The sequence below is a fragment of the Xanthomonas sp. LMG 8993 genome (assembly GCF_009835065.2).
GTDB lineage: Bacteria > Pseudomonadota > Gammaproteobacteria > Xanthomonadales > Xanthomonadaceae > Xanthomonas > Xanthomonas arboricola.
On the sequence record NZ_QVIF02000002.1, the window covers coordinates 700,877 to 715,599 of the forward strand.

Genomic DNA, 14,723 nt, shown 5'->3' on the forward strand with positions numbered 1-14,723 from the left:
CCTGTGATGAAAACCAACGAACACGCCTGCACTGCACCGCATCACCATGTCGACGACGCCAACGGCTTCGTGCGCGCGGTGGAGCGCGCCTGCAGCGAGCGCGGCCTGCGGCTGACGCCGATCCGCGCCAATGTGCTGCGGCTGATCGCCGACGCCGGCAAGCCGGTCAAGGCCTACGAACTGCTGGACTGGGTGCGCGAAGGCAAGGGCGTTGGCGCCGACGCTCCGCCCACGGTGTACCGCGCGCTGGATTTCCTGATGGCCAACGGCTTCGTGCACAAGCTCGAGTCGGTCAACGCCTTCGTCGCCTGCCACCACCCCAACAGCGCCCAGCACTCGGTGCCGTTCTTGATCTGCGACCGCTGCCATAGCGCGGTGGAACTGGAAGACCGCGAGGTGGTGGCGCAACTGGAAGCGCGCGCCAAGGCGCTGGGCTTCCAGCCGCAGGCGCAGACGCTGGAAGTGCACGGCCTGTGCGCCAAGTGCGCGGTGGCCGACTGACCGCCGGCGCGCGGCAGTCGCTGACCGACAAAGTTGTCGTTGTCGTGGGCAGACGGTGCCTGGTTATGCTGCGGCGATGCCGAGCAGAGTGCGATTCCGGGCTCAGCGTGTAGGTAGCGCGCGCTCGCGTCCCGGAAATAACGGGGGCATTACACGGCGAGTGATGCTCGCGCAGCAGCTTGCCTCGCAACGCTGAGGCCTTGTGGCCTCAGCGTTGCGCTGTGGTATCTGGACTCATCCTCACCTGTTCCCAGTCCAGGCCGAAGCGCGCCAGGTACTTGCGCAGGCGATCGGCGTCGTTGGTGCTGGCGCGCTGTCCGCGCGAAACCGCGAACAGCTCGCGGCCAGCCTGCGACAGCGACCTGCTGCGCGCACACAGGCGCACCACGTCTTCCAGCTGTACGCGATCGAAGCGATCCAGCTGCTCCACGCCATCGCCCAGCAAGGCCTCCAGCGGCGACGCCGCTTGTGCACCATTCCATTGCTGGCGCAGGCGAATGATTTCCTCGTCCACCAGTTCGGTTTGGATACGGCCGGCATTGGCCAGGGTCGCCAGGCGCATGACCGAGGCGCTGAGGTCGCGAAAGTTGCCGTTCCAGCGCGCTTCTGCGCTGGTCGCGAAGGCCAGGTAGCGCGCACGCGCCTCGCGGTTGAAGGCGACCCGCTGATGCTGTTCGCGCGACCAACGCTCCAGTTCGAAATCGATGTTCGGCTCGATGTCCTCCATGCGCTCGGCCAGTCCCGGTAAGTGGTAGGTCCACAGATTCAGGCGTGCCAGCAGGTCGTCGCGGAAGCGCCCTTGCAGCACCTGCTGCTGCAGGTCGCGGTTGGTCCCGGCGATCAGTTGAAACTCGCTTTCCACCTCCTTGTCGCTGCCGACCGGCAAAAAGCGCTTCTCCTCCAGGGCGCGCAACAGCATGGCCTGTTCGTCCAGCCCAAGTTCGCCGATTTCGTCCAGGAACAGCAGCCCCTGGTGGGCGGAGCGCAATAGTCCGGGGCGATCGCTGATCGCGCCGGTGTAGGCGCCCTTGGTGTGGCCGAACAGCGTGCTCATGGCGCCATCGCCGCGCAGCGTGGCGCAGTTCACCTCAACGAAGCGTCCGCCCAGCTGGTGTTTGAGTTTCTTCAGCTCGAACACGCGCTTGGCCAGCTGGCTCTTGCCGGCGCCAGTGGGTCCCATCAGCAACATCGGCGCCTTGGAGCGCGTGGCTACCGTCTCGATCTGCTCAATCATCCGGTTGAACGCGGGGTTGCGCGTGGCGATGCCGCTCTTGAGCAGGGCGCGGTCCTGCATCTGCTGTTGCGCGAAACGCTGCGCAATGCGGTCGTAGCGGGAGAGGTCGAGATCGATCACCGCATAGCTGCCCGCCTCCCCGCTGCCTTGCTTGCGGGGCGGTGAGGTCTGCAGCAGCCGGCCGGGGAAGTGCCGGCTCTCGGTCAGCAGGAAGCAGCAAATCTGGCTGACGTGGCTGCCGGTGGTGATGTGCAGGTAATAGTCCTCATCTTCCGGCGCAAACGTATAGCTGGCAAAGAAGTCGTGCAGGGTGGCGTACACGCCCTCGAAGTCCCAAGGGTCGGCCAGGTAGGTGTCGTGCTGTTGCACCTGGGTGTCTGGCGACACCTGGGCAAGATCATTGCAGACCACACTCGCCAATTTTGCATGGCGGCGCGCATCGGCGAGCAATTCGACGCGGCCAACCAAAAAGTCGTCGTGCATGCCCAGTGACACGGTGGGTCTCCACTTTTCCCAGCGTCCCGGCCCGGTGCCGGCATCCAGCTGCACGCCGAGCATGCCGAAAATGACCTTGGTCCTGTCCATATCCATCCAGATAAATAGCGCGCCTGGAGTATACGAAAAATATCAAACTCGCCGTGCCGGCGTGTCATGGAAATAAAATTAAACCCTTGCAAAACAGTGCCTTATGCATTGGCTGCCAAAGTTGGCACGCGCATTGCTGAGCATGGCTCATCGTCCCACCGTGGGCAGTTCCCGCCAGGAGCCGGACATGGCCAATCTTCAACTCTTCTCCTCGCCGCGTGGCACATTGCTGCCCAAGGCGGCCGCCCAGAACGAGGCCGGCGGTTGCGCCTATGAGCGCACGCCGCGTGGTGCGCTGGCGTTGTATGCGGCTACCGGCTGCTTGAACGGCACCTACTATGCGAGCGCCGACGCGCAGTTGCAGCAGATGCTGACCTTGTGCGAGCGGGTCCCGCCGGCATTCGTTGCGCAGACCGCGATCTATGCACGTCAGGTAGCGCACATGAAGGACATGCCGGCATTGTTGCTGGCGACGTTGACCACCCGCGACGCGGAGGTCTTTGCCCGTGCGTTTCCCCGCGTGGTCGACAACGGCCGGTTGTTGCGCAACTTCGTGCAGATCATGCGCAGCGGTCAGGTCGGGCGCAAGTCGCTGGGTTCGCTGCCCAAGCGCATGGTGCGGCAGTGGTTGCAGCAGGCGTCGGTGGCCACCATCGTGCAGGCGGCGATCGGGCAGCAGCCGTCGCTAGCCGACGTGATCCGCATGGTGCACCCGAAGCCGGCTGATGCCGAGCGCGAGGCCCTGTATGCATGGGTGATCGGCAAGCCCTACCAGGAGACCGCATTGCCGGCGGTACTGCAGGCGTACGAGGCGTTCAAGCGTTCGCCGGGCGAGGCGTTGCCGGATCTGCCGTTCCAGTACTACACGGCAGTGCCGTTGACGCGGGCGCACTGGGCACTGCTGGCAGAGCGGGTGTCGTGGCAGACGTTAAGGATGAACCTCAATACGTTTGCGCGTCATGGCGTGTTTGCCGATGCGACGATGGTGGCCAAGGTGGCCGCACGCCTGCGCGATCCGGAGCAGATCCAGCGTTCCCGTGTGTTTCCGTATCAATTGCAGGTGGCCTACACCGCGGCCAGCCAGTTGCCGCCGCAGATCGGTGCTGCCTTGCAGGATGCGATGGAAATCGCGACCCGGCAGGTGCCGGTGCTGGAGGGCAAGGTGGTGGTGGCGGTCGATGTCTCGGGATCGATGGCATCGCCGGTCACCGGCTACCGCAAGGGGGCGACCACCAGCGTGCGTTGCGTGGATGTGGCGGCCTTGATCGCCGCGTGCGTGCAGCGTACGAACCCGCAAGCCACAGTGCTGCCGTTCGACACGCAGGTGCGTCCGCTGCGGTTGAATCCACGCGACAGCGTGCTCACCCAGGCGCAGCAGTTGGCGGCGCAATGCGGTGGCGGCACCAGCGTCAGTGCGCCGCTGGCGCACTTGAACGCAATGCGGGCTCAGGTGGATCTGCTGGTGTTGGTGTCGGACAACGAAAGCTGGCGCGATACCCGCAGCGGTGCGGCAACGGCAACCATGCAGGAATGGACGCGGTTGAAGGCGCGTTGTCCTCAGGCCCGCATGGTGTGCATCGACTTGCAGCCGGTCGCGACCAGCCAGACGCTGGAGCGCGACGACATCCTGCATGTCGGCGGTTTCAGCGATGCGGTGTTCGACCTGATCGCGACGTTCGCAGCGCAGGGTGCGGGTGCGACGCGCTGGGTCGAGCGGATCGGCTCGATCGAGCTGTGAGCACACACGGACGTGTGCAGACCCGGCGGGCAATGGGGCCCGCCGGGTGGTGGCAGGAATGCTATGTGTTGAACAAGCGGTAGCAACTGACCTGGCAGCAGTGTCATGGTCTGGTTGCCACCTACAGGTTTCGCCGTCGGTGGTCACGAATGCCGATGAAACTACAGCCTCTTACGCTCCAGGTCGCGGGTTCGAGTCCCGCCCACCCTGTGTGGGGTGGTAGCTCAGCTGGTTAGAGCAGGATGTTTCATCTCCGTTGTCGTGGTCGCCGTCGGTCTTGTTGTCTGCGTTGTCGTGCGAATGCAAGTGAAACTCCATTGTCGCGGGTTCGAATCCCGCCCGTCACGACGGTAGCTCAGTGGTAGAGCGTGCGTTTCATTGATCTTGTCGCAGGCAACGTGGTTTGGTTTTGCGGTGAATGCCGATGGAACTACTTTGGTTCCCCTGATTGGGTTGGGTTCGATTCCCGCTGTGTCACGCCGGTTAACGCCGGCGTTCCGCAGAGCGTTCCATCACTTTTGTCACCGCGCTTTTATTCAGTCATTTACAAGGAGTATCTCCATGAGCATCGAACACTACGATGTGATTGCCCAGCCGGGTGCGGCCCCGATCAAGCTGTGGACGCGCGGCGTTCCGCTCGAGGACGAAGCACGCCAGCAGTTGCAGAACATCGCCAAGCTGCCTTTCATCCACCGCTGGATCGCGGTCATGCCCGACGTGCATTTGGGCAAGGGGGCTACGGTGGGGTCGGTGGTGCCGACTATCGGCGCGATCGTGCCTGCCGCAGTCGGCGTGGATATCGGGTGCGGCATGATCGCAGCGCGTACCACGCTGGTGGCCAGCGACCTGCCGGACAACCTGGCCGCGATCCGCAGCGCGATCGAGCGCGCGGTGCCGCACGGGCGCACGCCGGGTGCGCGCGACAAGGGGGCATGGCAGACCCCGCCGGGGCATGCGATCGATGGCTGGTCGCAGCTGGCGAGCGATTTTGCGTTGATCTGCGAGCGCCATCCACGGTTGCAGAAGACCAATAACCTGCAGCACCTGGGAACGCTGGGAACCGGCAACCATTTCGTCGAGGTCTGCCTGGATGAGGCGCAGCGCGTATGGTTCATGCTGCACTCCGGATCGCGCGGCGTCGGCAATGCCATCGGCAACCATTTCATCCAGCTGGCCAAGAACGAAATGCGGCGCTGGATGATCAACCTGCCGGACCAGGACCTGGCCTACCTGCCGGAAGGCAGCGAGCACTATGCCGACTACGTGTTTGCAGTGGATTGGGCGCAACGCTATGCGCGAATCAATCGTGAAATCATGATGCGGCACGTGGTGGCGGCCGTGCGCACGGTCATCGCCAAGCCGTTCGAGGCGCAGGCGGAGGCGGTCAACTGTCACCACAACTACGTCAGCCGCGAGCACCACTTCGGCAAGGACGTGTTCGTGACGCGCAAGGGGGCGGTGAGTGCCCGCAAGGGCGAGCTGGGCATCATTCCCGGCAGCATGGGCGCCAAGAGTTTCATCGTGCGCGGGCTCGGCAATGCCGACAGCTTCCATAGCTGCAGCCATGGTGCCGGCCGGGTCATGAGCCGCACCGAGGCCAAGCGGCGCATCAGCCTCGACGACCACATCAAGGCCACGGCGCATGTGGAATGCCGCAAGGATCAGGACGTGGTGGACGAGTCGCCCGCGGCGTACAAGCCGATCGAGGCGGTGATGCATGCACAGCGCGACCTGGTGGAAATCGTGCATACGCTTCGGCAGGTGGTCTGCGTCAAGGGATAGGCCTGCGCATCGGTTGCCGCAGCCCTGGCGATGCGTTGCATCGACGCTGCGGCATCGGACACTCCGCTGCAGTGCAGGTGCAGCCAGCGGGCGCCGCCTGGGTATTGGATCCACCTACACTGCGCCGGCAAGGTATTGACAGCCCCGATCTCGACATCGGGGCGTTTATTTGAATGGACGTGCGTCATGGACATGATTGAAATCGATGGAGCGGCAGGCGGTGGACAGTTGTTGCGCACCGCATTGACGTTGAGCCTGTGCACCGGAACCGGCTTTGTCATGCACAACATCCGCGGAGCACGTTCACGCCCGGGCTTGATGCGTCAGCACCTGACGGCCGTCAATGCGGCGGCGGCGATTGGTCAGGCGCGTACGCATGGCGCGCAGATCGGCGCGACGGCATTGCGGTTCGAGCCGGGCCAGGTGTTGCCGGGGACGTATCGCTTTGCGACCGGAAGTGCGGGCTCTGCCACCCTGGTGTTGCAGACGGTGCTACCTGCGCTTTGGCAGGCAGCAACCCCTTCCAGCCTGACCTTCGAAGGCGGGACGCACAACCCGTTGGCGCCGAATGTGGACTTCATCGCCGACTGCTATCTGCCTGCCTTGCAGCGAATGGGCGTGCGCGTGTCGGCGGTGCTGGAGCGCCATGGCTTCTATCCGGCCGGCGGTGGAGTGCTGCGGGTGGCGGTGGAGCCGTGTGCGCAGCTCCAGCACGCGGTGTTCGATGCACGTGGGGCGTTGGAGTCGATCGAGGCGAAGATCCTGATTTCCGGGTTGTCGACCAAGATTGGGCATCGCGAGCTACGCGTGTTGTCTGCACGTCTGGGCGTGGACCCTAGCCCGCGCAATGTGGAAAGCGTGCGTCCTGCGCTGGGACCGGGCAATGTTGCGCTTGTGCGTGTGCGCCATGCAGCGCATGTCGAGACCTTTGCCGGCTACGGCGAGCGCGGTGTGCCCGCCGAGCGGGTGGGCGAGCGCCTTGCCGATCAGGTGCAGCGGTATCTCGATGGTGGCGCCTGCGTTGGCGAGTATCTGTCGGACCAGTTGCTGCTGCCGATGGCGCTGGCCGGCAGTGGCGGGTTCACGACCGATGCCATCAGTAAGCATCTGGCCAGCAATGCCCGGCTGATCGAGAAGTTCCTGCCGGTGGAGATCACCTGGCTGCCGATGGCAGATGGTCAGTGGCGCGTGTCTGTGTATCGCTGAAGTGGGGCAGGCGTGGCGTTGGCGGCAGCGCCTGCGCGCCCGGCGTGGGACACCTGAAGGCCAGTGTCATGCACAACGGCATTGCCGCACTGGGCGATGCCCTCTGACGAGCGTGCGCAGTGCAGGAGTGCGCTTTCGCGCGATGCCTGCCCCATGCATCAACCCGGTGCCGACTCGAGCGCATACGCCGCCAGGAACATCTCCACCGCGCGCTGCGCGGCGCCGCGCAGATACTCGGGCGAGGGGTCCTTGAGTGCGCCGAACAGGCAAGGCATCAGGGTTTCCGCCTCCAGCAGCCCGCCGAACTGCCTTGACGCGATCAGGACGTCGGCGCAGCGGATCGCGCCGCGATCCATCTGCGTCTGCAGGTAATCGGCCATGCGTTGCACGCCTTCTTCCGGACCGGAATTGAAGAACAGCGCGCCCACGTCCGACCGCCCCGACACGCCGATGATGGTCTGCCAGATGGTGATCGAGCTGGGCGCGCACAGGAAACCGAGGATGTCCTCGCCGAAGCGCTGCAAGGTCTCGGCGACCGGGCCGTTGCTCTGCGAAAGCGCGTCCAGCAGCGGGTCGATGTAGCGGTCGGACATGTCCTTGGCAAACGCCACGAACAACTCCTCCTTGGACGGGAAATAGCCGTAGAGCGTGCGCTTGGAGCCGCCGACGCGGGCGGCGATCTGCGACATCGAGGCGCCTTCGAAGCCCAGTTCGAGGAACACCTCGCTGGCCGCCTGCACGATGGCGTCGCGTTTTTCTTCGGTTCTGACCCGCATCCACTGACTCCCTTGGGCGCTTAAGTATACCGACTGGGCAGGAATGCTTGACGCCCACGGATGCGCTTATTAGGATACCGAACCGTACCGTTTAGATTTAACCATCCTGCGTCCCGTCGGAGACCTCCTCGTGCGTCCTCATGCTTCGTTTCGCCTGCCCCTGCTCGCTGCTGCCGTTGCTGCCACCGTCCTGCTCAGTGCCTGCGGCAGCCCGCCGGGCGGCCCGCCGCCGGAGGAGGGCATGCCCGAAATGGGCGTGCTGAGCGTCAAGCCGCAGCCGGTGACCCTGACCACCGAGCTGCCTGGACGTACGGTTCCCTACCTGATCGCCGAAGTTCGCCCGCAGGTAGGCGGCATCGTGCAGTCGCGCCAGTTCACCGAGGGCGGCGACGTCAAGGCCGGGCAGACGCTGTACCAGATCGATCCGGCGACCTACCGCGCCAGCTATGCCAGCGCCCAGGCCACCCTGGCCAAGGCGCAGGCCAACCTGCGCACTGCCAGGCTCAAGGCCGAGCGCTACACCGAACTGGTGCAGATCAAGGCGATCAGCCAGCAGGATGGCGATGACACCGCCGCAGCGCTGGGCCAGGCCGAGGCCGATGTGGCCGCCGGCAAGGCCAGCGTGGAAACCGCGCGCATCAACCTGGCCTTCGCGCGCCTGGACGCGCCGATCTCCGGCCGCATCGGCCGCTCCAGCGTCACCCCGGGCGCCTTGGTGACCGCCAACCAGGCCACCGCGCTGACCACCATCCAGCAACTGGACCCGATCTACATCGACGTCACCCAGCCCAGCGCGGCCTTGCTCCGCCTGAAGCAGGCGATGGCGCGCGGCGAGCTGGAGAAGGCCGGCGACGACGCGGCCAAGGTGTCGCTGCTGTTGGAAGACGGCAGCACCTATCCGCTGCAGGGCCACCTGGCGTTCTCCGATGTCACCGTCGACCAGAACACCGGCTCGATCACCTTGCGCGCGGTGTTCCCGAACCCGAATGCGGAGTTGTTGCCGGGCATGTATGTGCGCGCGGTGCTGCAGGAAGGCATCAAGGAGCAGGGCGTGCTGGTGCCGCAGCAGGCGGTCTCGCGCAATGGCGCCGGCAAGCCCACCGCCTTCGTGGTCGGTGCCGATCACAAGCTGCACCTGCGCGTGCTGGAAACCGACCGCGAAGTCGGCGACCAGTGGCTGGTGCGCAGCGGCCTGAAGGCCGGCGAGCAACTGGTGGTCGAAGGCGTCTCGCACGCCCGCGACGGCATCAAGGTCAAGACCGTGCCGTGGCAGCCCAAGGGCAGGCCGGCTGCCGGTGCCGGCAGTGCAGCCGCCGGCACTCCTTCCGCCCCGACCGCACCGCGTGCGGCCAACTGAGGCGGGATCACACGTCATGGCACGCTTCTTTATCGATCGTCCGATCTTCGCCTGGGTGTTGGCCATCATCGTGATGCTGGCCGGCATCCTGTCCATCGCCACCTTGCCGATTGCGCAATACCCCAGCATCGCGCCGCCCGCCGTCGCCATCACCGCCAACTATCCGGGCGCCTCGGCGAAGACCCTGGAAGACACCGTCACCCAGGTCATCGAGCAGAAGATGAAGGGGCTGGACCACCTCAGCTACATGGCCTCCACCAGCGAATCCAGCGGTGCGGTGACCATCACGCTGACCTTCGACAACGGCACCGATCCGGACACTGCGCAGGTGCAGGTGCAGAACAAGTTGTCGCTGGCCACGCCGTTGCTGCCGCAGGAAGTGCAGCAGCAGGGCGTGACGGTGACCAAGTCGGCCACCAACTTCCTCAACGTGCTGGCCTTCACTTCCGAAGACGGCAGCATGAGCGATTCGGACCTGTCCGATTACGTGGCGGCCAACGTGCAGGAAACCATCAGCCGCGTCGAAGGCGTGGGCGACACCACCTTGTTCGGCTCGCAGTACGCGATGCGGGTATGGATGGACCCGAACAAGTTGAACAACTTCAGCCTGACTCCGGTGGATGTGCGCACCGCGATCCAGGCGCAGAACGCGCAGGTTTCCGCCGGCCAGCTGGGCGCGTTGCCGGCGGTGCCCAACCAGCAACTCAATGCCACCATCACCGCGCAGACCCGGCTGAAGACCGCCGAGGAGTTCGAGAACATTTTGCTGCGCACGCAGTCCGATGGCTCGCAGGTGCGCCTGCGCGATGTGGCACGCATCGAGCTGGGCAGCGAGAGCTACAACACGGTGGGCCGCTACAACGGCAAGCCGGCCGCCGGTCTGGCGATCAAGCTGGCCACCGGCGCCAATGCGCTGGATACGGTGCGCGCGATCGACAAGAGCCTGGAGGAGCAGGAGAAATTCTTCCCCCCCGGCATGAAGGTGCAGAAGCCGTACGACACCACGCCGTTCGTGCGCATCTCCATCGAGCAGGTGGTGCATACGCTGATCGAAGCGGTGGTGCTGGTGTTTCTGGTGATGTACCTGTTCCTGCAGAATTTCCGCGCGACCTTGATCCCGACCATCGCGGTGCCGGTGGTGTTGCTCGGCACCTTCGGCGTGCTGGCGGCGTTCGGTTTCACCATCAACACGCTGACCATGTTCGCGATGGTGCTGGCGATCGGCCTGCTGGTGGACGATGCCATCGTGGTGGTGGAAAACGTCGAACGCGTGATGGGCGAGGAGCAGTTGTCGCCCAAGGACGCCACGCGCAAGTCGATGGACCAGATCTCCGGCGCGCTGGTCGGCGTGGCCCTGGTGCTGGCCGCGGTGTTCGTGCCGATGGCGTTCTTCGGCGGTTCCACCGGTGTGATCTACCGGCAGTTCTCGATCACGATCGTCTCGGCCATGACCTTGTCGGTGCTGGTGGCGATGATCCTGACTCCGGCCCTGTGCGCCACCTTGCTCAAGCCGGTGGAGAAGGGCCATGGTCTGGCGACCACCGGGTTCTTCGGCTGGTTCAACCGCCTGTTCGATCGTGGCAACAGCGGCTATCAGGGCGTGGTGCGGCACATGCTGGGCAAGGGCTGGCGCTACATGCTGGCCTACGCGGTGTTGCTGGCGTTGGTGGTGTTCGGCTTCATGAAGCTGCCGGTGGGCTTCCTGCCGGACGAGGACCAGGGCACGCTGTTCGTGCTGGTGCAGTTGCCGCCCGGTGCCACCGATGCGCGCACCGGCGAGGTGCTCAAGCAGGTGGAGCATCACTTCCTGGTCGATCAGAAGGACTCGGTTGCCGGCATTTTCGCGGTCTCCGGTTTCAGCTTTGCCGGTACCGGCCAGAACGTGGGCTTTGCCTTCGTCAAGTTGCGCCCGTGGGACGAGCGCACCGGCAAGGGCCAGAGCGTCACCGACGTGGCGGGCAAGGCCGGTGCGTTCTTCAGCACCATTCGCGATGCCAAGGTGTTTGCGTTCGCACCGCCGGCGGTGTCGGAGCTGGGCAATGCGACCGGCTTCGACCTGATGCTGCAGGACCGCGCCAACCTCGGCCACGAGGCCTTGATGCAGGCGCGCAACCAGCTGCTGGCTGAGCTGTCGCAGGACAAGCGGCTGGTGGCGGTGCGCCCGAACGGGCAGGAAGACACGCCCGAGTTCAAGCTGGAAATCGATTCGCACAAGGCGCAGGCCATGGGCGTGTCGATCGCCGATATCAACAACACCTTCTCCAGCGCCTGGGGCAGTACCTACGTCAACGACTTCATCGACAAGGGCCGCGTCAAGAAGGTGATGCTGCAGGCCGATGCGGTGTACCGCATGAATCCGCAGGACATCGACCGCTGGTTCGTGCGCAACAGCGCCGGCACGATGGTGCCGTTCAACGCTTTCGCCACTGCCAGCTGGAGTTCGGGCTCGCCGCGTCTGGAGCGCTACAACAGCGTGCCGTCGGTGGAGATCCTGGGCATGGCGATGCCGGGTGCTGCGTCCAGTGGCGAGGCGATGCAGATCGTCGAAGCGGCGGCGGCCAAGTTGCCCCCGGGCATCGGCTACGAGTGGACCGGGTTGTCGCGGCAGGAGAAATCCTCGACCGGCCAGACCGGCCTGTTGTACGGGTTGTCGATCCTGATCGTGTTCCTGTGTCTGGCCGCGTTGTACGAAAGCTGGGCGATTCCGTTCTCGGTGATCCTGGTGGTGCCGCTGGGCGTGTTCGGCACGCTGCTGGGCGCAATGCTGACCTGGAAAATGAACGATGTGTACTTCCAGGTGGGCCTGCTCACCACCATTGGTCTTGCATCGAAAAACGCGATCCTGATCGTGGAATTTGCCAAGGAACTGCATGAAAGCGGCAAGAGCCTGATCGAGTCCGCATTGGAGGCAGCACGCATGCGCTTGCGGCCGATCCTGATGACATCGCTGGCCTTCATCCTGGGCGTGGTGCCGCTGGTGCTCGGCAGTGGTGCCGGTGCAGGCGCGCAGCATGCATTGGGCACTGCGGTGATCGGCGGCATGTTGTCCGGCACGATCCTGGCGATCTTCTTCGTGCCGTTGTTCTTCGTGCTGATCAGCGGCTTGTTCACCCGCCGCGCGCAGCCCATTTCGCCCGCACCGCAACCGGCAGGACATTGAGATGACACCGATCCGCATGACATTGACCGCGATCGCGGTGGCCGGCGTGCTGTCCGGATGCACGCTGATGCCGCGCTATGCACGGCCCGACGCACCGGTGCCCGAGCGCTTTGCCGGCACCGAGCTCTCGACGGCATCAACTACCACCGATACGGCCATCCCCGGGCAGGCGATCGATATCGCCAACATCGGCTGGCGGCAGGTGTTCACCGACCCGGCGCTACAGCAGGTGATCGCGCTGGCACTGGAGAACAATCGCGACCTGCGCGTGGCCGCGCTCAACATCGAGGTGGCACGTGCGCAGTACCGGGTGGAGCGCGCTGCGCTGCTGCCCGCCGTGCAGGGCACCGGCACCGCCAATAACGCGCGCACGCCGTCGGAGCTGGCCATTCCGGGCCAGCCGCAGGTCTTCCGGACCTACAGCGCCAACATCGGCGTCAGTGCGTACGAACTGGATCTGTTCGGGCGTGTGCGCAGCCTCAAGGAACAGGCGCTGCAGCAGTTCCTGTCCACCGCCGAGGCACGCCGCAGCACCCATATCAGCCTGGTGGCCGAAGTGGCCACTGCCTATCTGACGCTGGCGGCCGATCAGCAGTTGCTGCAACTGGCGCAGTCCACCTTGAGCAGCCAGGGCGACAGTTATCGCCTGCAACAACGCAGTTTCGAGCTGGGTGTGGCCTCGCAGCTCAGCTTGCGCCAGGCGCAGACCACGGTGGAATCCGCGCGCGTGGATGTGGAGCGTTACACCGCGCAAGTGGCGCAGGACCGCAATGCATTGGTGCTGCTGGTCGGCACGCAGGTGCCGGCGGAGCTGTTGCCGCAGGCCTTGCCCGACGGCGCCAGCGTGGACGGCAACGTGCTGGCCAGCGTGCCTGCCGGGCTGCCGTCGCAGTTGCTGCAGCGCCGCCCGGACATCCTGGAGGCCGAGCGCAACCTGCGTGCGGCCAACGCCAACATCGGTGCGGCGCGCGCGGCGTTCTTCCCGAGCATCAGCCTGACTGCATCGACCGGCTCGTCCAGCAGCAGCCTGTCCAACCTGTTCGATTCCGGCACCCGCGCCTGGAGCTTCGTGCCCACGCTGACGCTGCCGATCTTCAACGCCGGGCGTAACCGCGCCAACCTGGACATGGCCAAGGCCAACCGCGATATCGAAGTGGCGCAGTACGAAAAGGCGATCCAGAGCGCGTTCCGCGAGGTTTCCGATGCGCTCGCGCAACGCGAGACCCTGGGCCGGCAATTGCAGGCGCAACAGGCCCTGGTCGATGCCACTGCCGACAGTTACCGGCTGTCGCAGGCGCGCTTCGAACGCGGCGTGGACAGCTACCTGCAGGCGCTGGATGCGCAGCGCGCGCTGTACAGCGCGCAGCAGAACTTGATCACCACGCAGCTGTCACGCTTCACCAATCTGGCGACGTTCTACAAGGCGATGGGCGGCGGTTGGCTGCAATCGGCCGACCCGGCGGTGGCCACGACGGCGACGGGGCAGCCACGTGGATGACGCCGCTGCCGAGGTCCCGGCGCCCAGGCGCGCGCCGCACGACAAGCGTGGCGCGATCCTGCGCGCGGCAGCCGAGCTATTTCCACGCCAGGGCTTCGACAAAACCAGCATGGACAGCATCGCCGAGCGCGCAGTGGTGTCCAAGGCCACGGTGTATGCGCACTTCGCGTCCAAGGAGGTGCTGTTCCGTACCACCCTGGAGGCGCTGGCGCACCAGTCGCCCAATCCCTGGGAGGCGCTATTGAACATGCGCGGGCCGCTGCCCGTGCGTCTGCTCGCCATCGCCGACGCGGTCGTGCGCATGGCAGCCAGCAATGCACTGGGCGATGCCGCTTACGGCCTGGTGCGGCCGCCGGCACTGCCCAGCCAGATACGCGAGGAGATGTGGACGCTGGGCTTCGAACGCTACGACACCACGATGCGCGTGGTGTTGGCGCGCGAAGTGGAGCAGGGCAGCCTGGTCATCGACAATCTGCCGGATGCCTCGGTGCATTTCTTCGGATTGATGACCGGCATGCCGGCCAATGCGGCGCTGCGTGGCGACACGTGGCAGGCACCGGCCGCCACGCAGCACGGGTATGTCGCCAGTGCGGTGGCGCTGTTCCTGCGCGCGTATCGGCCGCAACCGCCGGTGGTGACAGCGGAAGGCAAGCGCGAGGTGCCGAGCGGGTTCTAGCTGCGGCGGCAGGACAGCGCAATGGGCGTTACCGAGAAGGCCTGGTCGCGCGCAGGCACGCTCCTACACGGGTGTGTCAGCGCGCCAGGTTGTGCCGCAACGCATTGATCACCCCCTTCAACCCGGCCGCAAACCGACGCTGTCGTAGGAGCGTGCCCGCGCGCGACGGGGCGTTACCGAGAAGGCCTGGTCGCGCGCAGGCACGCTCCT

The 14,723-nt window shown here is 65.3% G+C and carries 10 protein-coding genes; 8 read left to right on the forward strand and 2 right to left on the reverse strand.

Features of this window, described 5'->3' with window-relative positions:
- Nucleotides 1–6 precede the first annotated feature (6 nt).
- The gene (locus DYQ94_RS06150) at nt 7–501 is read left to right on the forward strand and encodes a transcriptional repressor (protein WP_039526270.1); all 495 of its coding nucleotides are present in this window, start codon (nt 7–9) and stop codon (nt 499–501) included.
- A gap of 208 nt (nt 502–709) precedes the next feature.
- Here DYQ94_RS06150 and rtcR read toward each other — a convergent pair whose 3' ends face one another.
- Complete coding sequence (gene rtcR / locus DYQ94_RS06155) at nt 710–2,320, reverse strand: RNA repair transcriptional activator RtcR (protein ID WP_102251800.1); 1,611 nt, start codon at nt 2,318–2,320, stop codon at nt 710–712.
- 187 nt (nt 2,321–2,507) lie between these two features.
- On the opposite strand from rtcR, the gene DYQ94_RS06160 reads away from it, so the two are divergent.
- The 3 genes from DYQ94_RS06160 (at nt 2,508) to rtcA (ending at nt 7,046) form a co-directional block, all read left to right on the forward strand.
- Nucleotides 2,508–4,058: a VWA domain-containing protein gene (locus tag DYQ94_RS06160; protein ID WP_126965903.1), complete on the forward strand. Its 1,551-nt coding sequence runs from the start codon at nt 2,508–2,510 to the stop codon at nt 4,056–4,058.
- Nucleotides 4,059–4,619: 561 nt separating this feature from the next.
- Nucleotides 4,620–5,840, forward strand: coding sequence for an RtcB family protein (locus DYQ94_RS06165; protein ID WP_039526275.1), 1,221 nt, complete (start codon nt 4,620–4,622; stop codon nt 5,838–5,840).
- A 186-nt stretch (nt 5,841–6,026) separates the two neighbouring features.
- The gene (rtcA, locus tag DYQ94_RS06170; protein WP_126965904.1) at nt 6,027–7,046 is read left to right on the forward strand and encodes an RNA 3'-terminal phosphate cyclase; all 1,020 of its coding nucleotides are present in this window, start codon (nt 6,027–6,029) and stop codon (nt 7,044–7,046) included.
- A gap of 158 nt (nt 7,047–7,204) precedes the next feature.
- On the opposite strand, the gene DYQ94_RS06175 is transcribed toward rtcA, so the two are convergent.
- A complete protein-coding gene (locus DYQ94_RS06175; protein WP_039526278.1) occupies nt 7,205–7,822 on the reverse strand; it encodes a TetR/AcrR family transcriptional regulator in 618 nt (205 codons plus the stop codon).
- A 130-nt stretch (nt 7,823–7,952) separates the two neighbouring features.
- Here DYQ94_RS06175 and DYQ94_RS06180 point away from each other — a divergent pair, with 130 nt between their 5' ends.
- Genes DYQ94_RS06180 through DYQ94_RS06195 form a run of 4 tightly spaced genes read left to right on the forward strand, consistent with a single transcriptional unit; the run spans nt 7,953 to nt 14,513 of the window.
- Entirely contained in the window at nt 7,953–9,179 is a 1,227-nt protein-coding gene (locus DYQ94_RS06180; protein WP_126965905.1) for an efflux RND transporter periplasmic adaptor subunit, read from the forward strand.
- Between the two features lie 16 nt (nt 9,180–9,195).
- The gene (locus tag DYQ94_RS06185; protein WP_126965906.1) at nt 9,196–12,339 is read left to right on the forward strand and encodes an efflux RND transporter permease subunit; all 3,144 of its coding nucleotides are present in this window, start codon (nt 9,196–9,198) and stop codon (nt 12,337–12,339) included.
- Nucleotide 12,340: 1 nt separating this feature from the next.
- Nucleotides 12,341–13,837, forward strand: coding sequence for an efflux transporter outer membrane subunit (locus DYQ94_RS06190; protein ID WP_126965907.1), 1,497 nt, complete (start codon nt 12,341–12,343; stop codon nt 13,835–13,837).
- Nucleotides 13,830–14,513 carry a TetR/AcrR family transcriptional regulator gene (locus DYQ94_RS06195; RefSeq protein WP_126965908.1) on the forward strand — a complete coding sequence of 228 codons (684 nt, stop codon included), beginning with the start codon at nt 13,830–13,832 and terminating at the stop codon, nt 14,511–14,513. Before DYQ94_RS06190 ends, DYQ94_RS06195 begins: the two co-directional genes overlap by 8 nt.
- Nucleotides 14,514–14,723 lie beyond the last annotated feature (210 nt).

Coding starts and splice junctions, on each gene's coding strand:
- DYQ94_RS06150 (WP_039526270.1), top strand. CDS start 7: ATGAAAACCAACGAACACGCCTGCACTGCACCGCATCACCATGTCGAC.
- DYQ94_RS06175 (WP_039526278.1), bottom strand. CDS start 7,822: ATGCGGGTCAGAACCGAAGAAAAACGCGACGCCATCGTGCAGGCGGCC.
- DYQ94_RS06160 (WP_126965903.1), top strand. CDS start 2,508: ATGGCCAATCTTCAACTCTTCTCCTCGCCGCGTGGCACATTGCTGCCC.
- rtcA (WP_126965904.1), top strand. CDS start 6,027: ATGGACATGATTGAAATCGATGGAGCGGCAGGCGGTGGACAGTTGTTG.
- rtcR (WP_102251800.1), bottom strand. CDS start 2,320: ATGGACAGGACCAAGGTCATTTTCGGCATGCTCGGCGTGCAGCTGGAT.
- DYQ94_RS06165 (WP_039526275.1), top strand. CDS start 4,620: ATGAGCATCGAACACTACGATGTGATTGCCCAGCCGGGTGCGGCCCCG.
- DYQ94_RS06190 (WP_126965907.1), top strand. CDS start 12,341: ATGACACCGATCCGCATGACATTGACCGCGATCGCGGTGGCCGGCGTG.
- DYQ94_RS06185 (WP_126965906.1), top strand. CDS start 9,196: ATGGCACGCTTCTTTATCGATCGTCCGATCTTCGCCTGGGTGTTGGCC.